Here is a 15,318-nt window from a genome sequence, read left to right on the forward strand (position 1 = left end):
CTGCCGGGCGGGCTGTCAGTGGGTGGCCGCGCTCCCCCGCGCCGCGCCGATGCGTCCATCGGGTGTTCGGGGGGCGCGGGTCCGGGCGGCGACCATCACCTGCCCCAGCGCCAGCCCCCCGTCGTTCGGGGGGACTTGGTGGTGTCTCAGGACGGTGAAGTCGAGTTCGCGCAGCATCCGGGCGCAGGCCGAGGAGAGCAGCGTGTTGGCGAAGACTCCGCCGGTCAGGGCCACGGTGTCCAGGCCGTGCTGCTGACGCGCCAGGACGCAGGTGCTGCGTACGAGGGCGGCCACCGCCTCGTGGAAGCGTGCCGCGACGACACCGGGCGCGGTACCCGCGCGCACATCCTCGACCGCCGCCGAAAGTACGGGCGCGGGGTCGGCGATCAGTGCGCTCGTGCTGTCCGGCGCGGGACGGCGCAGTGCGAACTCGTATCCGCCGCAGTCGTCCCGAGCCGTCCCGAGCGCGGCGGTCTCGAGTTCGACGGCGGCCTGGGCCTCGTATCCGGCCCGGTGGCAGATGCCGGTGAGGGAGGAGACCGCGTCGAACAGCCGGCCCATGCTGGAGGTGGGCACGCAATGGAGATTCCGCTCCAACTGCCGTGAGAGTACGTCCAGTTCTCCGGCCTGGCAGGCAGCCGCGCACGGCAGGTCGCGCGCCCAGTCGATGCCCGCCGCGTGCAGATGTGCCAGGGCCATGCGGTACGGACGGTGTACGGCGGCGTCGCCACCGGGCAGGGGGACGTACGCGAGATGCCCGAACCGGTGGTATCCGTCGTAGTCCGCCAGCAGGAACTCGCCGCCCCACACGGCTCCGTCGTCGCCGTAGCCGGTGCCGTCGAACGCGACGCCGATCACGCGCCGTGTGCCGTCCAGGCCGTGTTCGGCCATCGCCGAGGCGATGTGCGCGTGATGGTGCTGTACGCGTACGACCTGCCGTTCACCGGCCAGACGGCGGGTCAGCCGTCCCGAGCGGTATCCGGGATGCCCGTCGACGGCCAGGGTGCCGGGTCGCACCCCGGTGATCGCCTCCAGTTGCTGTCCGGCGTGCTCGAAGGCGTGTTGGGTGGCGAGGTCGTCCAGGTCACCGATGTGGGCGGACAGCCAGGCCCGGCGCCCTTCCGCCAGGCACAGGGTGTTCTTGAGGTCACCGCCCGCGGCGAGGATCGCCGGTACCGGGAGGGGCAGTTCGACGGGCCGGGGGGCGTAACCGCGTGAGCGGCGTACGGTCAGCGGTTCCCCGTCACAGACGCGTACGACGGAGTCGTCGCACGGCACATGGATCGGGCGGTCGTGGGTCAGCCAGGCGTCGGCCAGGGGGGCGAGCCGGTCCAGCGCCTCGGCGTCGTCCGTGACGATCGGTTCCCCGGCCACGTTGCCGCTGGTCATGACGAGCAGGCGCGGTCCGGCCGGGTCGCCGGGCAGGCCGAGGAGCAGGTGGTGCAGGGGGGTGTAGGCGAGCATGACGCCGAGGTCGGGGCTGCCCGGGGCGACGTCGTCCGACGGTGCCGGAGCGCCCGGCCCGGGGGCGGCGTGGCTGCGGCGCCTCAGCAGAACGATCGGCCGGGCGACGCCGGTGAGCAGGGCCCGCTCCTCGGCGCCGACATGGACGAGGTGTTCGATGTCGGTGATGTCGCGGGCCATCAGGGCGAACGGCTTGTCGCCACGGGCCTTGCGGCGGCGTAGTGCGGCCACGGCCCGGGAGTCGGCCGCATCGCAGGCGAGGTGGTAGCCGCCGAGCCCCTTGACGGCGAGGATCGCGCCGCCGGCCAGGAGCCGGCGGGCCTCGGCGACCGGGTCCGTTGCGGTCGCGCGCCGCGGGGGCTTGTCCGGATCCGGGTGTGCCACCAGCAGGTCGAGGCGGGGCCCGCATCGGTGGCAGGCGACCGGCTGGGCGTGGAAGCGGCGGTCCGCCGGGTCCGCGTACTCACGGGCGCAGTCGGGACACATGGGGAAGCGGGCCATGGTGGTGTGCGCGCGGTCGTACGGCAGTTTTGTGACGATGGTGAACCGCGGCCCGCAGTTGGTGCAGGTGATGAAGGGGTGCCGGTGGCGCCGGTCCGCGGGATCGGCCAGCTCGGCCAGGCAGTCGGCGCAGGTGGCCACGTCCGGAGGGACCAGCGTGCGGGAAGGCCCGCCGGCCCGGGAGGCGACGATGGTGAAGCCCGCACCGCCGGCTGCGGGAACGTCTCTGTGCTCGACGGAATCGAGGACGGCCATGGGAGGTGCGTCGGCGGCGATCCCGTCGCAGAACAGGGCCACCGCAGCCGGTGAGCCCTCGACTTCCGCGACGACGCCCTCGGGGGTGTTGGTGACGTGTCCGGCCAGGCCCATGCCGAGGGCGCGCGTGTACAGGTAGGGCCGGAATCCGACGCCCTGAACGATGCCACGGACGGTGATCCGGCGGCGCTGCACCGGCTCGCCCGTGGCCGGGCCGGACCGTTGCGTCGTCACGCGCGGGTGTGCGCCGTGGCGCCGGACGCATCCGTCGCAGTGCCCGGCTCGTCTTCGCCGGGATGCCTGTGGGGCCTGCCGTGAGAGGCCTCGCCGTGTTCCGCGTGGGTATGGGTGTGCGTGGACCGGTGCTGCTGGGCCATGACGGGCCGGTGGACCGGGGCGCCGTTCGCGGCGCCCAGTGCCCGTTCGAGGAGCGCCCCGACGCCGGCACCGCGCCGGGCGGAGGTGAGGAGCACCTCCACACCGGGATTGACCTGCTCGACATGGGCGCGGAACGCGTCCTCGTCGAACTCCACCGCCTCGGCGATGTCCGTCTTGGTGACGAGCACCAGGTGCGCCAGCCCGAAGGCGGTGGGGTACTTCAGCGGCTTGTCCTCGCCCTCGGTGACCGAGGCGAGGACGACCCTCAGTGTTTCGCCGAGGTCGTACGAGGCCGGGCAGACCAGGTTGCCGACGTTCTCGACGAACAGGAGCCGGGTGTCCTCGGGCAGCCACCCGTCGAGGTGCCCGCCCAGCATCCGGGCCTCCAGATGGCAGAGTCCGTCGGTGAGCACCTGCTTGACCGGGGCGCCGGAGCGGGCCAGGCGAGTGGCGTCGTTCTCGGTGGCCAGGTCGGCGGTCAGCGCCGCCACGGGGACGCCCGTCTCCCGGGCCAGTACCAATTCACGTTCGAGCAGTGCCGTCTTGCCGCTGCCCGGGCTGGAGAGCAGATTGACGACCGCGGTGCCGCGGGCGGCGAGTTCGGTGCGCAGGCGGTGCGCTGTCGTGTCGTTCTTCACGAGTACCGCCTGCTGGAGATCGACCACACGGCACATGGTTCAGCACTCCTCGGAAATCGGTTCACGGATACGTCTCTGCGCAGGCCCCTCGTCCCAGTGGACCTCGGCGATCCGGAGTTCGCGGCCCGAGAGCAGTTCCGCGGTTGCCTCGCCGCACACGGGGCAGCACAGCTGCGGTGGCATTCCGACCGCCCATTCGTCCGAGCATGGCTCGCAGCGTGCTCTCGCCCGTACGGAGTCGACCACCAGTTCGGCGCCTTCCAGCACGGTCCCGGCACAGGCCAGTTCGAAGCAGAAGGACAGCGCGTCGGGGACCACCCCGGCGAGCTCGCCGACCTGGAGCCGGACCGATGTGACGGCTACGGCGCCGCCGGCCCGGGCTGCTTCTTCCACCTGGCCGACGACGGCCATGGCGATGGACATCTCGTGCATGGGTCTCCGTCCTGCCCGTGTCATTACACCGGGGGGTTGCGGCCGCAGCCGGGCTGGCTCGCCGACGCCGCACGCCGCGTACGTCATTCGGTGCAGCCCGGGGCGTGACGGATGCGGCTGCGTCACATGGCGCGAATCCGCAGGTAGCGCTTGATGTCGGGCATGACCTGCGTCACGAGTGCGGCAACGGCGGCGGCGACCGCGCCGCCGAGGATGATCTTCTTCATGATGGTGTTCATCTCCTCAGTTCATGGCCGGACCGGCCGCCGACTGTGCGGTGGGCGCGGTCCGTTCGTCGTCCCGCACAAGGCGCAGGACCATGTTCACGGCCTCCGGCACGGCAGCCGCGACGGGCTCGCTCAGGCCGATGCCCTCGTCGACGCGGGCGGGTTCGCATCCGACGACCAGCGTGCGCCCCGGGGGCGTGCAGCCCGTTCCGGCGCACAGGGTTTCCAGCAGGACCAGGACCGCGTCGGGGGACATGCGGTGGCCGTCGAGCAGCGCTTCCTGCGGCTCGATACGGCCGGGCCGGTCGGCCTCGATCAGATACAGCGTTCCGGGCTCGCCGCCGCGTTGCGTGGCATCGATCAGGACCAGCGTGTCGTACCCGTCGAGGAGCTGGTACGCGAGATGAACTCCGCGCACCCCGATGTCCACCGCTTCGACGTGGCCGGGAAGAGGTCCTGACGCCAGCCGTCGTACGGTCTCGACACCGAAGCCGTCGTCGCCGAGGAAGATGTTCCCGACGCCCGCGACCAGAGTCGTCGCTCTCTGCTCCGAGGGCGCCGTCATGCGTCCTCCAGGGGTGCGACCTCGTCGGGCTGGAAGTAGAGGAACCGGCCCTGCTCGCGCCGGATGTCCGCACCGGGGTCGCCCTCCACGGTGACCGCGAGGTGCACTCCCCCGTCCACGTCGTGGAGTACCGCTTCGACCAGTGCGCTGCGGTCCTTGAGGAAGAGGTCCTGGGCGTCGGTACGACGCAGGCCCGGCCGCAGCAGTACGCGGCTGCCCGCGCCCACCGACCGGCCGTCCACCAGAATCCGGTCGTGCGCCGGGTCGGCGCCGCCGTCGCCCGCCGGGTCCCACCACGGCCGGTCCGGCCTGATCAGGTCGTACTCGTCGGCCCCTTCCGGCACGTGCGGAAATCCGTCGGACGCGACGGCCGCGGGTGCACCCGGCCCGGTGACCTCCCGCAGGGCCCGCACCGCGCCGTGCAGCCGCTCCAGGACCTCGGGGGGCATCGAGTCGGCCAAGTCGATCACTGCGGCCGCCCGGTCGTCCGTCCCCCGGGCCTCACGCTTCTCCTGGTCCGTCAGGGCGGCCGTCCGCAGCGCGAGGATCTCGTCGATCTCCGTGGAGTCGTACAGCGCTCCGGGGCTCTCAGGGGCAATGGCCGGGTGGTCCTCGAGGATGATCGGGGACGAGAGCATCAGGTCCGCGCGGCCTGGCTCCCCGGCCAGTACGGGCCAGGTGTGCAGGTTCCGGCAGCCCGCGACCGCGCCCTCGGCCCACTGGGGAGGGTCCGTCATCGACAGGAACGAGCCTGCGTCGAGGCCCAGGAGGAGGTGGGCGGCCACCAGTGATCTGGGCAGCGCGGCATCGCGGTCGGCGTCAGCGGCGTCCGGCGTCCAGGTGCTGGTGTTCTCCACCACGGCGGTAAGCCGCATCGCCCGGTAGGGGCCGTCGAGTTCGGCGGCGGACAGCCTCACCGTGCCGTTGACCTCCGCGCAGCGGCGCACCAGGCGGCCCACGGTCCGGCCCTCCTCGTCGCGGACCGTTTCGTACTCCTCGCGTGCCGGGCGCGTGAAGTGGACGACGACGCCGTCGCCGGTGAGCTCGGCCACGGTGGTGAGCACTTCGACCCGTTCCTCCGCGCCCTCGTCCCAGGGAACCAGGACCCGGTCGGTGAGATGGAGTTCGGGGACGGTCCGGAAGGTGCCGTCCTCGCGGATCTGCTGCACGGTGCGGCGCCGGGCGTGCAGGAACCGCACCTCGGCCGCCAGCGTCGCGTCCGCCTTCGGTTCCATCAGGCACTCGGTGTGCTGGAAGTCGTGCTCCTCGGCGGCCGCCGCCCAGGCCGGTGGCACGAGCACCCCGAACTGCCAGCGGAGCCGGTTCTTGGCCGCCGACGCGCGGTACGGGTACAGGACGTAGCCCTCGAAGAGGACCGCGTCGGCCACGCCCCGGGCGGCGGCGAAACGGGCTTCCAGCGCGGGGGTGAGTGCGGATGTGGTCATTGCGCCGTCCTCTCGGCGAGCCCGGCGAGCCCGGCGTCGGCGAGTCTTCGCTCCGGCGGCGGGAGGGCCGTGGTCCCGGCCGCGTCGAGAAGCGCCCGGACGGTCGCCTCCCAGGACGGCAGTGCGTGCCGGGAGCGGAATTCGAGCAGCGCGTCCATGGTGTCGCGGGGAAGGCGGATCCAGCCGCACCCGGGAAAGTGCTGATCGACCATCTCCCGCCACACCGCCACCGGCATCCGGAACGGCGCCTCCAGGTCCCACGGCACCGGCTCGACCCGGAAGCCGCCGGAGCCGGTGAAGGCGGTGCCGGAGAAGAGCATCAGGACCGGCACCTCACCATCCGTCAGCGCGTTCATGTACCGTGTCGCGGCGATCTCCAGGTCATATGTGCAGGGCACGACGACGTCCGTCTCGGTTTCCCCGGTGAACGCGGGAACCATGACCGGGACCTGGGCGAACTGCACGGGCTGGAGTGTGCTGCCCCAGCGTGAGCGCTCTCCGAACAGGTCCTTCAGGCCTTCGGCCTCAGTCGTTCCGTAGCCGCGCCGTGCCGGTTCGATGCGGATCTGGCAGCGCAGCGCGAGCGCGTGGACCCGCGCTTCCCCGGACGCGGTGATGCGCAGCCGGAAGACGAGGGTGGGGCCGGCGGCGTACGGATCGGCGCGTACGCCGGTGCAGGTGAAGGTGAAGTCCGTCATGGCTGACGCTCCCCCACCGTTGTCCCGGCCCGGCGTTCGATGTGTTCGAAGAAGGCCTGCAGATCGGCCCGGGCCTCGGCTCCGCCATCGAAGCCCTGCCACAGCAGGCGCATGCGTCCCACCAGTTCGTAGCAGATGTCGATCGGTACCAGATAGCACTGGGCCCGGCCCTCGGAGCGGCGCAACAGCAGGGCTTCCACGTCGGGTTCGAGCAGCTCGGAGAGACGGCTGCCACCGAGGACCGTCTGCCAGGCCAACGGATCGAGTTCGCTCTCGGTGGCTCCGGCAGGGCTCGGGTAGAGCGCCACCAGCCGGTCCAGTGCGGCGTTGCGGAAGAAGAACGCCACGCTGACCGGGATCTGCAGGAGCTCCCACGCGTTGTCGTCGAGACGGTGGTCGTGGTCGGCGAGGTAGCGGTCCGGGACGCTCAGGAACCGGCCGTGGGCGGCGCCGGGCCGCTCGAAGAGCAGGGCGCACGGAGTGCAGGCGCATGCCAGCGACCGTTGCTCGGTGTCCACCAGATGCCGGTGGTTGTCCTCGGCGACCAGTACTCCGCACAGTTCGCACCGCTCCTGCCGCGGCTCACGCGGTACCGCGAATCGCCGCAGGGTGTGTACGCCCGAGGCGGGCGCGGACCGCCCGGCCCGCGTCCGGGGCGCTCTCATGACGTCCCGGCCGGGGCCGGACGGGCGGTCGACGCGCCTTGCGGCGGGCGGGTTCCGATCTGAAGGAGTGCCGGCTCCCGACCGGCGGACGCGGGCTCCATCTCGACCGTGGTGACTTCCGGTGCGAAGCAGGCCAGGGAATTCTCGACGGACGGTTGTGCGACCGGCGCACCGCTGCAGCCGCAGCCGCCCGTGCCGGCGGTCCGCAGGCGCAGGGTGCCCGTGCTGTCGTCGAAGCTCACCACCTCGACGGGATCACGGACGGCTTCGAGGGCCCGCCCGATGCGCATGCCGGTGTCCTCGGGGTGCAGGTCGTGCAGGACCAGCAGGCTCGACACGAGGCCGTCGCCCAGGAGTGCGTCCAGGGTGTCGCCGGTATCGCGGCCCGGTGCGGCCAGGAGCCCGTCGATGATCCGGGCCAGCCCTGCCCCGTAGAAGTCCATCAGGGCCCGCACCAGCTCCTCGGCCGTCGCGGAGGTCTTCCGGTCACCGGCTGCTGTCAGTTGTTCGAGCACCTCTTCGACGCGGCGCCCGGCCCGCTCCGCGTCGAGCACCTTCGCTGCCGCGGTATGTGTGGTCGCGCTCATCCGCCGAGTCCGCTCAGACCGGTGGGCACATGCATCTTCTGCACGGTCCGGCCCCCGCCGACGTACATGTGGACGCCGCACGGGAGGCATGGGTCGAAGCTGCGCACGGTGCGCATGATGTCGATGCCCTTGAAGTTCTCCGGCGGGTTCTCCTCGAAGATCGGAGTGTTCTGCACGGCGTCCTCGTAGGGGCCGGGAGTTCCGTAGGTGTCCCTGGTGCTGGCGTTCCACGGCGTCGGAGGGTAGGGGTGGTAGTTGGCGATCTTGCCGTCTCTGATCACCATGTGGTGCGACAGCACACCCCGCACGGCCTCGGTGAATCCGACGCCGATGCTCTCGTCGGGGACGTCGAACTTCTCCCAGGTCTGGGTACGTCCGGCGCGGACCTCCTCAAGCCCCTTTTCGGCGCAGTGCAGCGCGATCGCGGCCGCGTACGCCTGGAAGTACGTGCGGGCGCGGTTGCGCTCCAGCGCGTTGCTCCACTTCGGGATCTGCCACTCGAAGGTGGTCTCGGGCTTGGTCATGGTGCGGGGCAGGTTGATGACGACGCTGTGTCCGGTGGCCTTGACGTAGCCGACGTCGACAAGCCCGGACAGGGCGGTGGACCACAGCCGGGCGATGGGACCGCCGCCGGTGTCCAGGGCCAGGTGGTCCTTGCCGTCGAACCAGCGTGGCGACATCACCCAGCTGTACTTGTCGTCGAAGTTCCGTTTCTGCGGCGCGGGGATCGTGTGCTGGTTCCACGGGTGGCGTGGGTCGACCGGGTTGCCGAGCGGGTCGTGGGTGACGAACTGCTCCTTGCCCTGCCAGTCGTCGTAGTACGAACTGCCCAGCAGGATCCGGATACCGAGGTTGATCTCGGTCAGGTCGTTGGTGACCAGCTTGCCGTCCACGATCACGCCCGGGGTGACGAACATCCTCCGTCCCCAGTCGCTCATGTTGGCGTAGGTGAAGTCGCAGTGCTCGGGGTCGTTGAGCGCTCCCCAGCAGCCGAGCAGCACCCGCCGGCGCCCGACCTCTTCGTACCCGGGCAGGGCCTCGTAGAAGAAGTCGAACAGGTCGTCGTGCAGGGGCACGACCCGCTTCATGAACTCCACATAGCGCATGAGGCGGCTGAGGTAGTCCGTGAAGAGCTGGACGGAAGCGACGGTGCCCACACCGCCCGGGTAGAGCGTGGAGGGGTGCACATGGCGCCCTTCCATCAGGCAGAACATCTCCCGCGTGTAGCGGCTCACCTGGAGGGCCTCGCGGTAGAACTCGCCCTCGATGGGGTTGAGCGAGCGCATGATGTCGGCGATCGTGCGGTATCCGTGCTCCCCGGCGTGCGGCGCCTCGGTACGCTCGGCAAGTTCCAGGACACCGGGATTGGTCTCGCGGACCATCTTTTCGCAGTAGTCGACCCCGACCAGGTTCTCCTGGAAGATGTTGTGGTCGAACATGTACTCCGCGGACTCGCCGAGGTTGATGATCCACTCACCGAGGTGCGGCGGCTTCACCCCGTACGCCATGTTCTGCGCGTACACGGAACACGTGGCGTGGTTGTCGCCGCAGATCCCGCAGATGCGGCTGGTGATGAAGTGCGCGTCCCTGGGGTCCTTGCCCCGCATGAAGACGCTGTAGCCACGGAAGACCGACGAGGTGCTGTAGCACTCCGCGACCCGCTTCTGCTTGAAGTCGATCTTCGTGTGGATGCCGAGACTGCCCACGATCCGGGTGATCGGATCCCAGGCCATCTCCACCAGGCCGCTGCCGTCGCCGGCCGCCTTCGTTGTCGGTGCCATCGTGTGTGCCGTAGCCCTTCTGAGAAGCGTGAGGTGGGGTCGTCACCGGAAGGTGCGCAGTGCCGTCGGTGTCCTGGACGGGTTCACCACGGAGGCCGGTAGCCCGTGGTCAGCCGGTCCCTCTTGTGCCGCCACTTCGGCTCCTTGTCCACGGTCTTCGCCGTGATCGACCGGAGCCTGCGGATGACCGCGCCGTACGCGCCGCTGGCGGTGACGGAGACCTTGGCGCCCGGCGGTTCGTCCATGAACGGCATGAACTTGTCGGGGAAGCCCGGCATGGTGCAGGCGATGCAGATGCCGCCCACGTTCGGGCAGCCTCCGATGCCGTTCATCCAGCCGCGCTTGGGAACGTTGCATTTGACGACGGGGCCCCAGCAGCCGAGCTTGACCAGGCACTTGGGCGAGTCGTAGGTCTCGGCGAACTCACCCTGTTCGTAGTACCCGGCCCGGTCGCACCCCTCGTGCACGGTGGCGCCGAACAGCCAGGTCGGCCGGAGCTTGTCGTCCAGCGGAATCATCGGAGCGGATCCCGCCGCCTGGTACAGCAGGTACGTCAGGGTCTCCGAGAAGTTGTCCGGCTGGATCGGGCAGCCGGGCACGCACACGATCGGGATCCCGGCCTTCGACTTCCAGTCCCAGCCGAGATAGTCGGGCAGGCCCATGGCACCGGTCGGGTTGCCGGCCATCGCGTGGATCCCGCCGTACGTGGCGCAGGTCCCGATGGCGACGACTGCCAGGGCCTTGGGCGCCAGCCGGTCGATCCATTCGCTGGTGGTCATCGGCTGGCCGGTCTCCGGGTTGTCACCGAAACCGCACCAGTACCCCTCCGGCTTGATCGTCTCGTTCGGGATGGAACCCTCCACGACCAGGACGAAGGGATCGATCTCGCCGCGCTCGCCCTTGAAGAACCACTCGATGAACGTGTCCGCACCGCCCACCGGACCGCATTCGAAGTCGATCAGCGGCCAGTGGACCTCGATCTTGGGCAGGCCGGGCAGCGCACCGGTCACGATCTCTTCGATGCTCGGCTGCATCGCGGCGGTCAGGGCCACCGAGTCGCCGTCACAGCTCAGCCCCGCGTTGATCCAGAGGATATGGATCGGGGACTCTTCTCCGGTGGCCGCAGCGGGTGCGTCCACGGTGTTCGACGTTGCTGCATCCATGAGGATGCCTCCCTGGAAAGAGACAACAGTGAAGGCCGACATATCGGCCTTCACTGTTCTTGGTAGCAAGCCTTCGGTGCGGGTACGCCATCGTGCGCCGCCAGTGCGGTGACGCCGGGCTCAAAAGCGGGCCGTTCCGCTGCGGATCCGGCGCCCGGGGCGAGGTGCGAGGGGCGGCCCGAGGGGGGATCCTTGTGGACGAACGCGCGCCGCAGTGCGTGGTAAGGCGACCGTGGGTCGAAGAAGGTCCGCCGCATCACCGTCAGCTCCTGCTCACGGTAGTCGGCCAGGGGTCTGTGGGCCTCGTCCCGGTCCCGTTCGGTCTTCTTCGCCGCGATCCGCACCTGTGCCGCGGGCGACGCGGCGAGACGGGCCGCCGGCCGGGTCACCTCGTCCGCGAACGACTGGGCAGCGCAGTCGACCGTCCGGTCGGCCAGTCCGAGCCGCACCGCGGCTTCGGCGCTCACCGGCAGCGCGTCGCCGGTGAGGCGATCCGCGGCGGCGCTTCCCACCCGGCGCGGCAGCGTGTACGTCCAGTACTCGGAGCCGTACAGCCCCATCAGCCGGTAGTGCGGGTTCAGCACCGCGCCCGACCTGCACCAGATCTCGTCCGCGGCCAGGGCGAGCATCACCCCGCCCGCGGCCGCGTTGCCGCCCACGGCGGAGACCACCAGCCGGTCGGTGGTGGTCAGAACGGCCTCCACGAGGTCGTCCATGGCGTTGATGTTGGCCCAGGACTCCTCGCCGGGGTCGGCGGCGGCCTCGATGACATTGAGGTGGATGCCGTTGGAGAAGAAGTCCCGGCCGCCTCCCAGCACCAGCACCGAGGTGGGCCGCCGGCAGGCCACCAGGTAGGCGTCGTGCAGGCGTCGGCACTGCGCCGTGCTCATCGCACCGCCGGGGAAGGAGAACGAGAGGAACCCGGCCTGCCCCACCTCCCGGTAGCGGATGTCGCTCCAGCCGTGCCGGCCCCCTTCCTCGTACAGCGGCGCGGGATGCTCGGGCAGTGCGGGCAGACGCCCGGCGAGCGCCGTCACAGCGGGCAGTTTGAACGTGGCGGGCCCGCCCGGCGTGCGGCGGGGGCGGAGTTCGGGAATCCACACCGCGCCGTCGGCCGTCGCCCGGCAGACGGCCCCTGTCCGTACGGCCACCAGCTCGCCCGGCCTGCCGCGCAGTTCGTGCTCCGGGTGCCCCCCGTGCAGAAACCATTCGTCCCCGAGCAGTTCGTCGAGCACTCCGGGGGACGAGTCGGCGGCCCGCAGCTTGCGCAGGACCGCTTCCGTGGAGTCCGACTCCCAGTCGATGCGACGCTGCTCCTGGCGGAAGTACGGCCGCATACGGATGCGCAGCTCCTCGTCCCCGCCGGTCTGCGGCCGAGGGACGTACGTACCGGACGCGAAGCGCTCGACGGCGAGGTGTACGGCCCGCAACGCGGCGTCGGAGACTTCGTTGCGGTACAGATCGCTCTTGCCCACCGGAGGCATCGCGAAGGTGGCCGATGCCCAGATGTCTCCGGCATCCATCTCCTCGTCGGCCTGCAGGACCGTCACGCCCCAGGTGTCCGCGTCCTCGTGAATGGCCCAGTCGAGGGAGGAGGGCCCACGGTCGCCGGGCGGGCCGGGGTGGACGACGAGGCAGGTGTACGCCGCCCACACGTCCCGGGGGATGGCGGTCTTCAGCAACGGGGCCAGGATGAGGTCGGGGGCGAACTCGTGGACGGCTCGCCGCAGCGACGCGTCGCGAGTGGACGCGTCCGGAGTTGCGAGTTCCACCGCCACGGCGTGACCGCGGTCCCTCAGCTCCGCATGAACACGCTGAGTGAGACTGTTGAACGCGCTCGCCACGATCAGAATGTGCATGGCAATCTCCCAACGCCGGGCAGATCCGGCTGGTAGCGATGGTGGGGTATCGCGGCCGGGGCTTCCGCGGCAACCGGCCGCGAAGTCACCCGAAAGCGAACGTTTCGGCGACCGCTCAGTGGAACCCGTGGAACCAGCTCCGCGCTCAGCGGGTCGGAATGAACCGGACAACGACATGACACGGGACCGAGCATTCGTTCCGAGCCCAACTACGCACCCACGGCGGCCGGTCGGGCCCGGGCGACACGACCCGCCCGGGCGGCCTGTTATCTTTACGTGACTTCGCGACGCAACTCTCGGTCATGCTTTGGCCTTTGCTGCGGCGGAGTCGGCAAGGGGGAAGCGCGTGGCCGCCCTCTGGGCGTTTCGGACCGATCAGCAGCCGCACGGCCTGAACTGAACCTGGGGATGCACATGCCATACACCGGCCGGGATGCATGACCCTGCCGCCCGCCGAGCGCCGGCAGGCGTCCGCGGGACCACGGGAGGGCCGGCCGAAACGGCGTGTGGCGGCACACGAGCAATGACCACTACACGTGTACGGGCACGGTCGTAGCTGCGGCCGGCCCGGCCTGTCATGGCTGGACGGAATGACACAGCACAAGATATTAAGCAGAACGGCACATGCCGCTCGGGCCGTGTTAGCCCCCGGGAAGCGGTGCAGAAAACGGGCGGACCGACCGCGTCTGCGCCTGCCTCGCAAGCCGGACTATCCGCGCACGGGCCGACGCGGCTGGCGAAGATGGGTGCCCTCGTGGCGGCTGGTCACGGGCTCGTTCCTGATGTTCACCGCAATGCTCGTGGCCGTGGTGGGCATCGCCTACGCGCGTACGGACATCCCCGAGGACCTCAACGCGTTCGCCACGCAGCAGGACACCGTCTACTACTGGGCGGACGGCACTCCCATGGCCCGTACGGGCTGGGTGAGCCGCCAGGAAATGCCCCTGTCGAAGATCCCCGACGACGTCCGATGGGCCGTGCTGGCGGCCGAGAACGCCGACTTCTACTCGGACCACGGCATATCGACGCAGGGAATCACCCGCGCGCTGTGGCGCACGGTCGGCGATGGGGACACACAGGGCGGATCGACCATCACTCAGCAGTACGTCAAGAACGTCTACCTCTCGCAGGACCAGTCCTTCTCCCGCAAGTTCACCGAGATGCTGCTCGCGGTCAAGCTCGACCGGCGTGTGAGCAAGGACAAGATCCTTCAGGAGTATCTGAACACCAGCTGGTTCGGCCGGGGCACCTACGGTCTCCAGCGCGCGGCCCAGGCGTACTACGGCAAGGAGGTCACCCAACTCGACGCCAGTGAGGGCGCGTTCCTTGCGTCACTGCTCAAAGGGGCCTCGCTCTACGATCCCGCCATCAGTCCCCGTAACCATGACCGTGCCGTCAAACGATGGAAGTGGACACTGGACCGCATGGTGAAGATCGGCCGGCTGAGCCCGGCCGAGCGTGCCCGGTACACCACGTTTCCCGAACCGAAGCCGCCTCACAGACCCAACAGCACGGCCGGACAGGACGGTTATCTCGTCCAGCTCGCCGAGTCGTACGCCAAGCGTGCCGGGCACATCTCCGACGCCCGTTTCGACCTCGGCGGCTACCAGATCTACACGACGTTCGAGAAACCGCGGATGACCGCCCTCACCCGGGCCGTGAAGGATGCGCGCGACGACACACTCGACCCCGGGCAGCGCAAGGCCGACCGCCATGTCCGGTTCGGGGCCACGTCCGTCGCCCCGGACGGCCGGATCCTCGCCGTGTACGGCGGCCCGGACTTCGAGCGGCAGGCCTTCAACGAATCCAACGCGGGTACCGTCCCGGCCGGTTCGGCATTCACACCGTTCGTCTACGCCGCCGGCCTGGAGCACGGCGTCTTACACAAACGCAATGGTCCCCGGACCAGCATCACACCGTCCACCGTGTACGACGGTGACGACGGCACTCCGGTCGTCACGCCCGAAGGCCCCTACTGGGACCGCAGCGGGAAGACGGTCAAGGGGCACAACGACGGCAACCGCTCCTACGGCCGCATCAGTCTGCACGACGCCATGGCGAAGGCCGTCGACTCCCCCTTCCTCCAGCTCGGCATGGACGCGGGGCTGAAGCAGGTCCGCAGAACGGCCGAGGCGTCCGGGCTGCTCCCGTCCAGTTTCGGTCCGCCCGTTCCCGCGTTCTCGATGGGCAACTCCACGCCGAGCGCCATCCGTATGGCCGACGCGTACGGCATGTTCGCGGCTCACGGCATGCACACCGATCCGTACTCGGTCGGCAAGGTCACGCGCAACGGCGAGCCGGTCCGGCTGGATCTTCCGCGGGCCAGGCGCGCCGTGCGGTCCGCCGTCGCCGACGAGGTCACCGCGGCGCTCGCACGGCCCGGCGGGGAGAACGGCACCGTCTCCGCCTCACCCGTCGCCGCCAAGGCGGGAACCACCGAGGACGACACCGCGCGCTGGTACGTCGGTTACGACCGGGCCGCGTCCACGGCCGTGGTCGTGTACCGCATGGACCTGGCGAAGAGTCTGGCGCCACTTCCTCTGAAGGGGCTCGGCGGCACCGCGGCCGACGGCAAGAAGCTCCCGTCCCGGATCTGGAACTCATACACGGAAGCCACGACGAAGTGACAGACACCAGAGCAGAATCAGCCGTTCAACGAA

General features: G+C 70.1%; 13 protein-coding genes. 1 reads left to right on the forward strand and 12 read right to left on the reverse strand.

The features are described 5' to 3' along the window. Nucleotides 1-15: 15 nt before the first annotated feature. From hypF to ACFVV1_RS24390, 12 genes are all read right to left on the reverse strand, one after another. Nucleotides 16-2,454, reverse strand: a complete 2,439-nt coding sequence (hypF, locus tag ACFVV1_RS24335) for a carbamoyltransferase HypF (RefSeq protein ID WP_389992780.1) — start codon at nucleotides 2,452-2,454, stop codon at nucleotides 16-18. Next, nucleotides 2,451-3,272 carry a hydrogenase nickel incorporation protein HypB gene (gene hypB / locus ACFVV1_RS24340; protein WP_389992782.1) on the reverse strand — a complete coding sequence of 274 codons (822 nt, stop codon included), beginning with the start codon at nucleotides 3,270-3,272 and terminating at the stop codon, nucleotides 2,451-2,453. The genes hypF and hypB overlap by 4 nt, the downstream gene beginning before the upstream one ends. A gap of 3 nt (nucleotides 3,273-3,275) precedes the next feature. Beyond that, the gene (hypA, locus tag ACFVV1_RS24345; RefSeq protein ID WP_389992785.1) at nucleotides 3,276-3,668 is read right to left on the reverse strand and encodes a hydrogenase maturation nickel metallochaperone HypA; all 393 of its coding nucleotides are present in this window, start codon (nucleotides 3,666-3,668) and stop codon (nucleotides 3,276-3,278) included. A gap of 122 nt (nucleotides 3,669-3,790) precedes the next feature. Beyond that, entirely contained in the window at nucleotides 3,791-3,907 is a 117-nt protein-coding gene (locus ACFVV1_RS24350; RefSeq protein ID WP_389992787.1) for a DUF6893 family small protein, read from the reverse strand. Between the two features lie 4 nt (nucleotides 3,908-3,911). After that, nucleotides 3,912-4,460, reverse strand: a complete 549-nt coding sequence (locus tag ACFVV1_RS24355) for a hydrogenase maturation protease (RefSeq protein ID WP_389992790.1) — start codon at nucleotides 4,458-4,460, stop codon at nucleotides 3,912-3,914. Beyond that, nucleotides 4,457-5,905 carry a hypothetical protein gene (locus ACFVV1_RS24360; RefSeq protein WP_389992793.1) on the reverse strand — a complete coding sequence of 483 codons (1,449 nt, stop codon included), beginning with the start codon at nucleotides 5,903-5,905 and terminating at the stop codon, nucleotides 4,457-4,459. Before ACFVV1_RS24360 ends, ACFVV1_RS24355 begins: the two co-directional genes overlap by 4 nt. Continuing rightward, on the reverse strand, nucleotides 5,902-6,603 hold the full coding sequence (locus ACFVV1_RS24365) for a DUF6084 family protein (protein WP_389992796.1): 702 nt from the start codon (nucleotides 6,601-6,603) through the stop codon (nucleotides 5,902-5,904). Before ACFVV1_RS24365 ends, ACFVV1_RS24360 begins: the two co-directional genes overlap by 4 nt. After that, nucleotides 6,600-7,268, reverse strand: a complete 669-nt coding sequence (locus ACFVV1_RS24370; RefSeq protein ID WP_389992798.1) for a DUF5947 family protein — start codon at nucleotides 7,266-7,268, stop codon at nucleotides 6,600-6,602. The genes ACFVV1_RS24365 and ACFVV1_RS24370 overlap by 4 nt, the downstream gene beginning before the upstream one ends. Continuing rightward, the gene (locus tag ACFVV1_RS24375) at nucleotides 7,265-7,855 is read right to left on the reverse strand and encodes a hypothetical protein (protein WP_389992802.1); all 591 of its coding nucleotides are present in this window, start codon (nucleotides 7,853-7,855) and stop codon (nucleotides 7,265-7,267) included. Before ACFVV1_RS24375 ends, ACFVV1_RS24370 begins: the two co-directional genes overlap by 4 nt. Further along, nucleotides 7,852-9,636 (reverse strand): nickel-dependent hydrogenase large subunit, encoded by a 1,785-nt coding sequence (locus ACFVV1_RS24380; RefSeq protein ID WP_266751072.1) that lies wholly within the window; start codon nucleotides 9,634-9,636, stop codon nucleotides 7,852-7,854. The genes ACFVV1_RS24375 and ACFVV1_RS24380 overlap by 4 nt, the downstream gene beginning before the upstream one ends. An 83-nt stretch (nucleotides 9,637-9,719) precedes the next feature. Beyond that, nucleotides 9,720-10,799, reverse strand: coding sequence for a hydrogenase expression protein HypE (locus ACFVV1_RS24385; RefSeq protein WP_389992805.1), 1,080 nt, complete (start codon nucleotides 10,797-10,799; stop codon nucleotides 9,720-9,722). Nucleotides 10,800-10,849: 50 nt separating this feature from the next. Further along, nucleotides 10,850-12,658, reverse strand: coding sequence for a hydrogenase maturation protein (locus ACFVV1_RS24390; RefSeq protein ID WP_389992808.1), 1,809 nt, complete (start codon nucleotides 12,656-12,658; stop codon nucleotides 10,850-10,852). A gap of 590 nt (nucleotides 12,659-13,248) precedes the next feature. Here ACFVV1_RS24390 and ACFVV1_RS24395 point away from each other — a divergent pair. Next, entirely contained in the window at nucleotides 13,249-15,285 is a 2,037-nt protein-coding gene (locus ACFVV1_RS24395) for a transglycosylase domain-containing protein (RefSeq protein ID WP_389992811.1), read from the forward strand. The last annotated feature ends 33 nt before the right edge of the window (nucleotides 15,286-15,318 follow it).

The sequence above is a fragment of the Streptomyces sp. NPDC058092 genome, from assembly GCF_042884935.1.
Classification (GTDB): domain Bacteria; phylum Actinomycetota; class Actinomycetes; order Streptomycetales; family Streptomycetaceae; genus Streptomyces.

Coding starts and splice junctions, on each gene's coding strand:
- ACFVV1_RS24395 (WP_389992811.1), top strand. CDS start 13,249: ATGACACAGCACAAGATATTAAGCAGAACGGCACATGCCGCTCGGGCC.
- ACFVV1_RS24385 (WP_389992805.1), bottom strand. CDS start 10,799: ATGGATGCAGCAACGTCGAACACCGTGGACGCACCCGCTGCGGCCACC.
- ACFVV1_RS24380 (WP_266751072.1), bottom strand. CDS start 9,636: ATGGCACCGACAACGAAGGCGGCCGGCGACGGCAGCGGCCTGGTGGAG.
- ACFVV1_RS24355 (WP_389992790.1), bottom strand. CDS start 4,460: ATGACGGCGCCCTCGGAGCAGAGAGCGACGACTCTGGTCGCGGGCGTC.
- ACFVV1_RS24390 (WP_389992808.1), bottom strand. CDS start 12,658: ATGCACATTCTGATCGTGGCGAGCGCGTTCAACAGTCTCACTCAGCGT.
- hypA (WP_389992785.1), bottom strand. CDS start 3,668: ATGCACGAGATGTCCATCGCCATGGCCGTCGTCGGCCAGGTGGAAGAA.
- ACFVV1_RS24350 (WP_389992787.1), bottom strand. CDS start 3,907: ATGAACACCATCATGAAGAAGATCATCCTCGGCGGCGCGGTCGCCGCC.
- hypB (WP_389992782.1), bottom strand. CDS start 3,272: ATGTGCCGTGTGGTCGATCTCCAGCAGGCGGTACTCGTGAAGAACGAC.
- ACFVV1_RS24370 (WP_389992798.1), bottom strand. CDS start 7,268: ATGAGAGCGCCCCGGACGCGGGCCGGGCGGTCCGCGCCCGCCTCGGGC.
- ACFVV1_RS24360 (WP_389992793.1), bottom strand. CDS start 5,905: ATGACCACATCCGCACTCACCCCCGCGCTGGAAGCCCGTTTCGCCGCC.
- ACFVV1_RS24375 (WP_389992802.1), bottom strand. CDS start 7,855: ATGAGCGCGACCACACATACCGCGGCAGCGAAGGTGCTCGACGCGGAG.
- ACFVV1_RS24365 (WP_389992796.1), bottom strand. CDS start 6,603: ATGACGGACTTCACCTTCACCTGCACCGGCGTACGCGCCGATCCGTAC.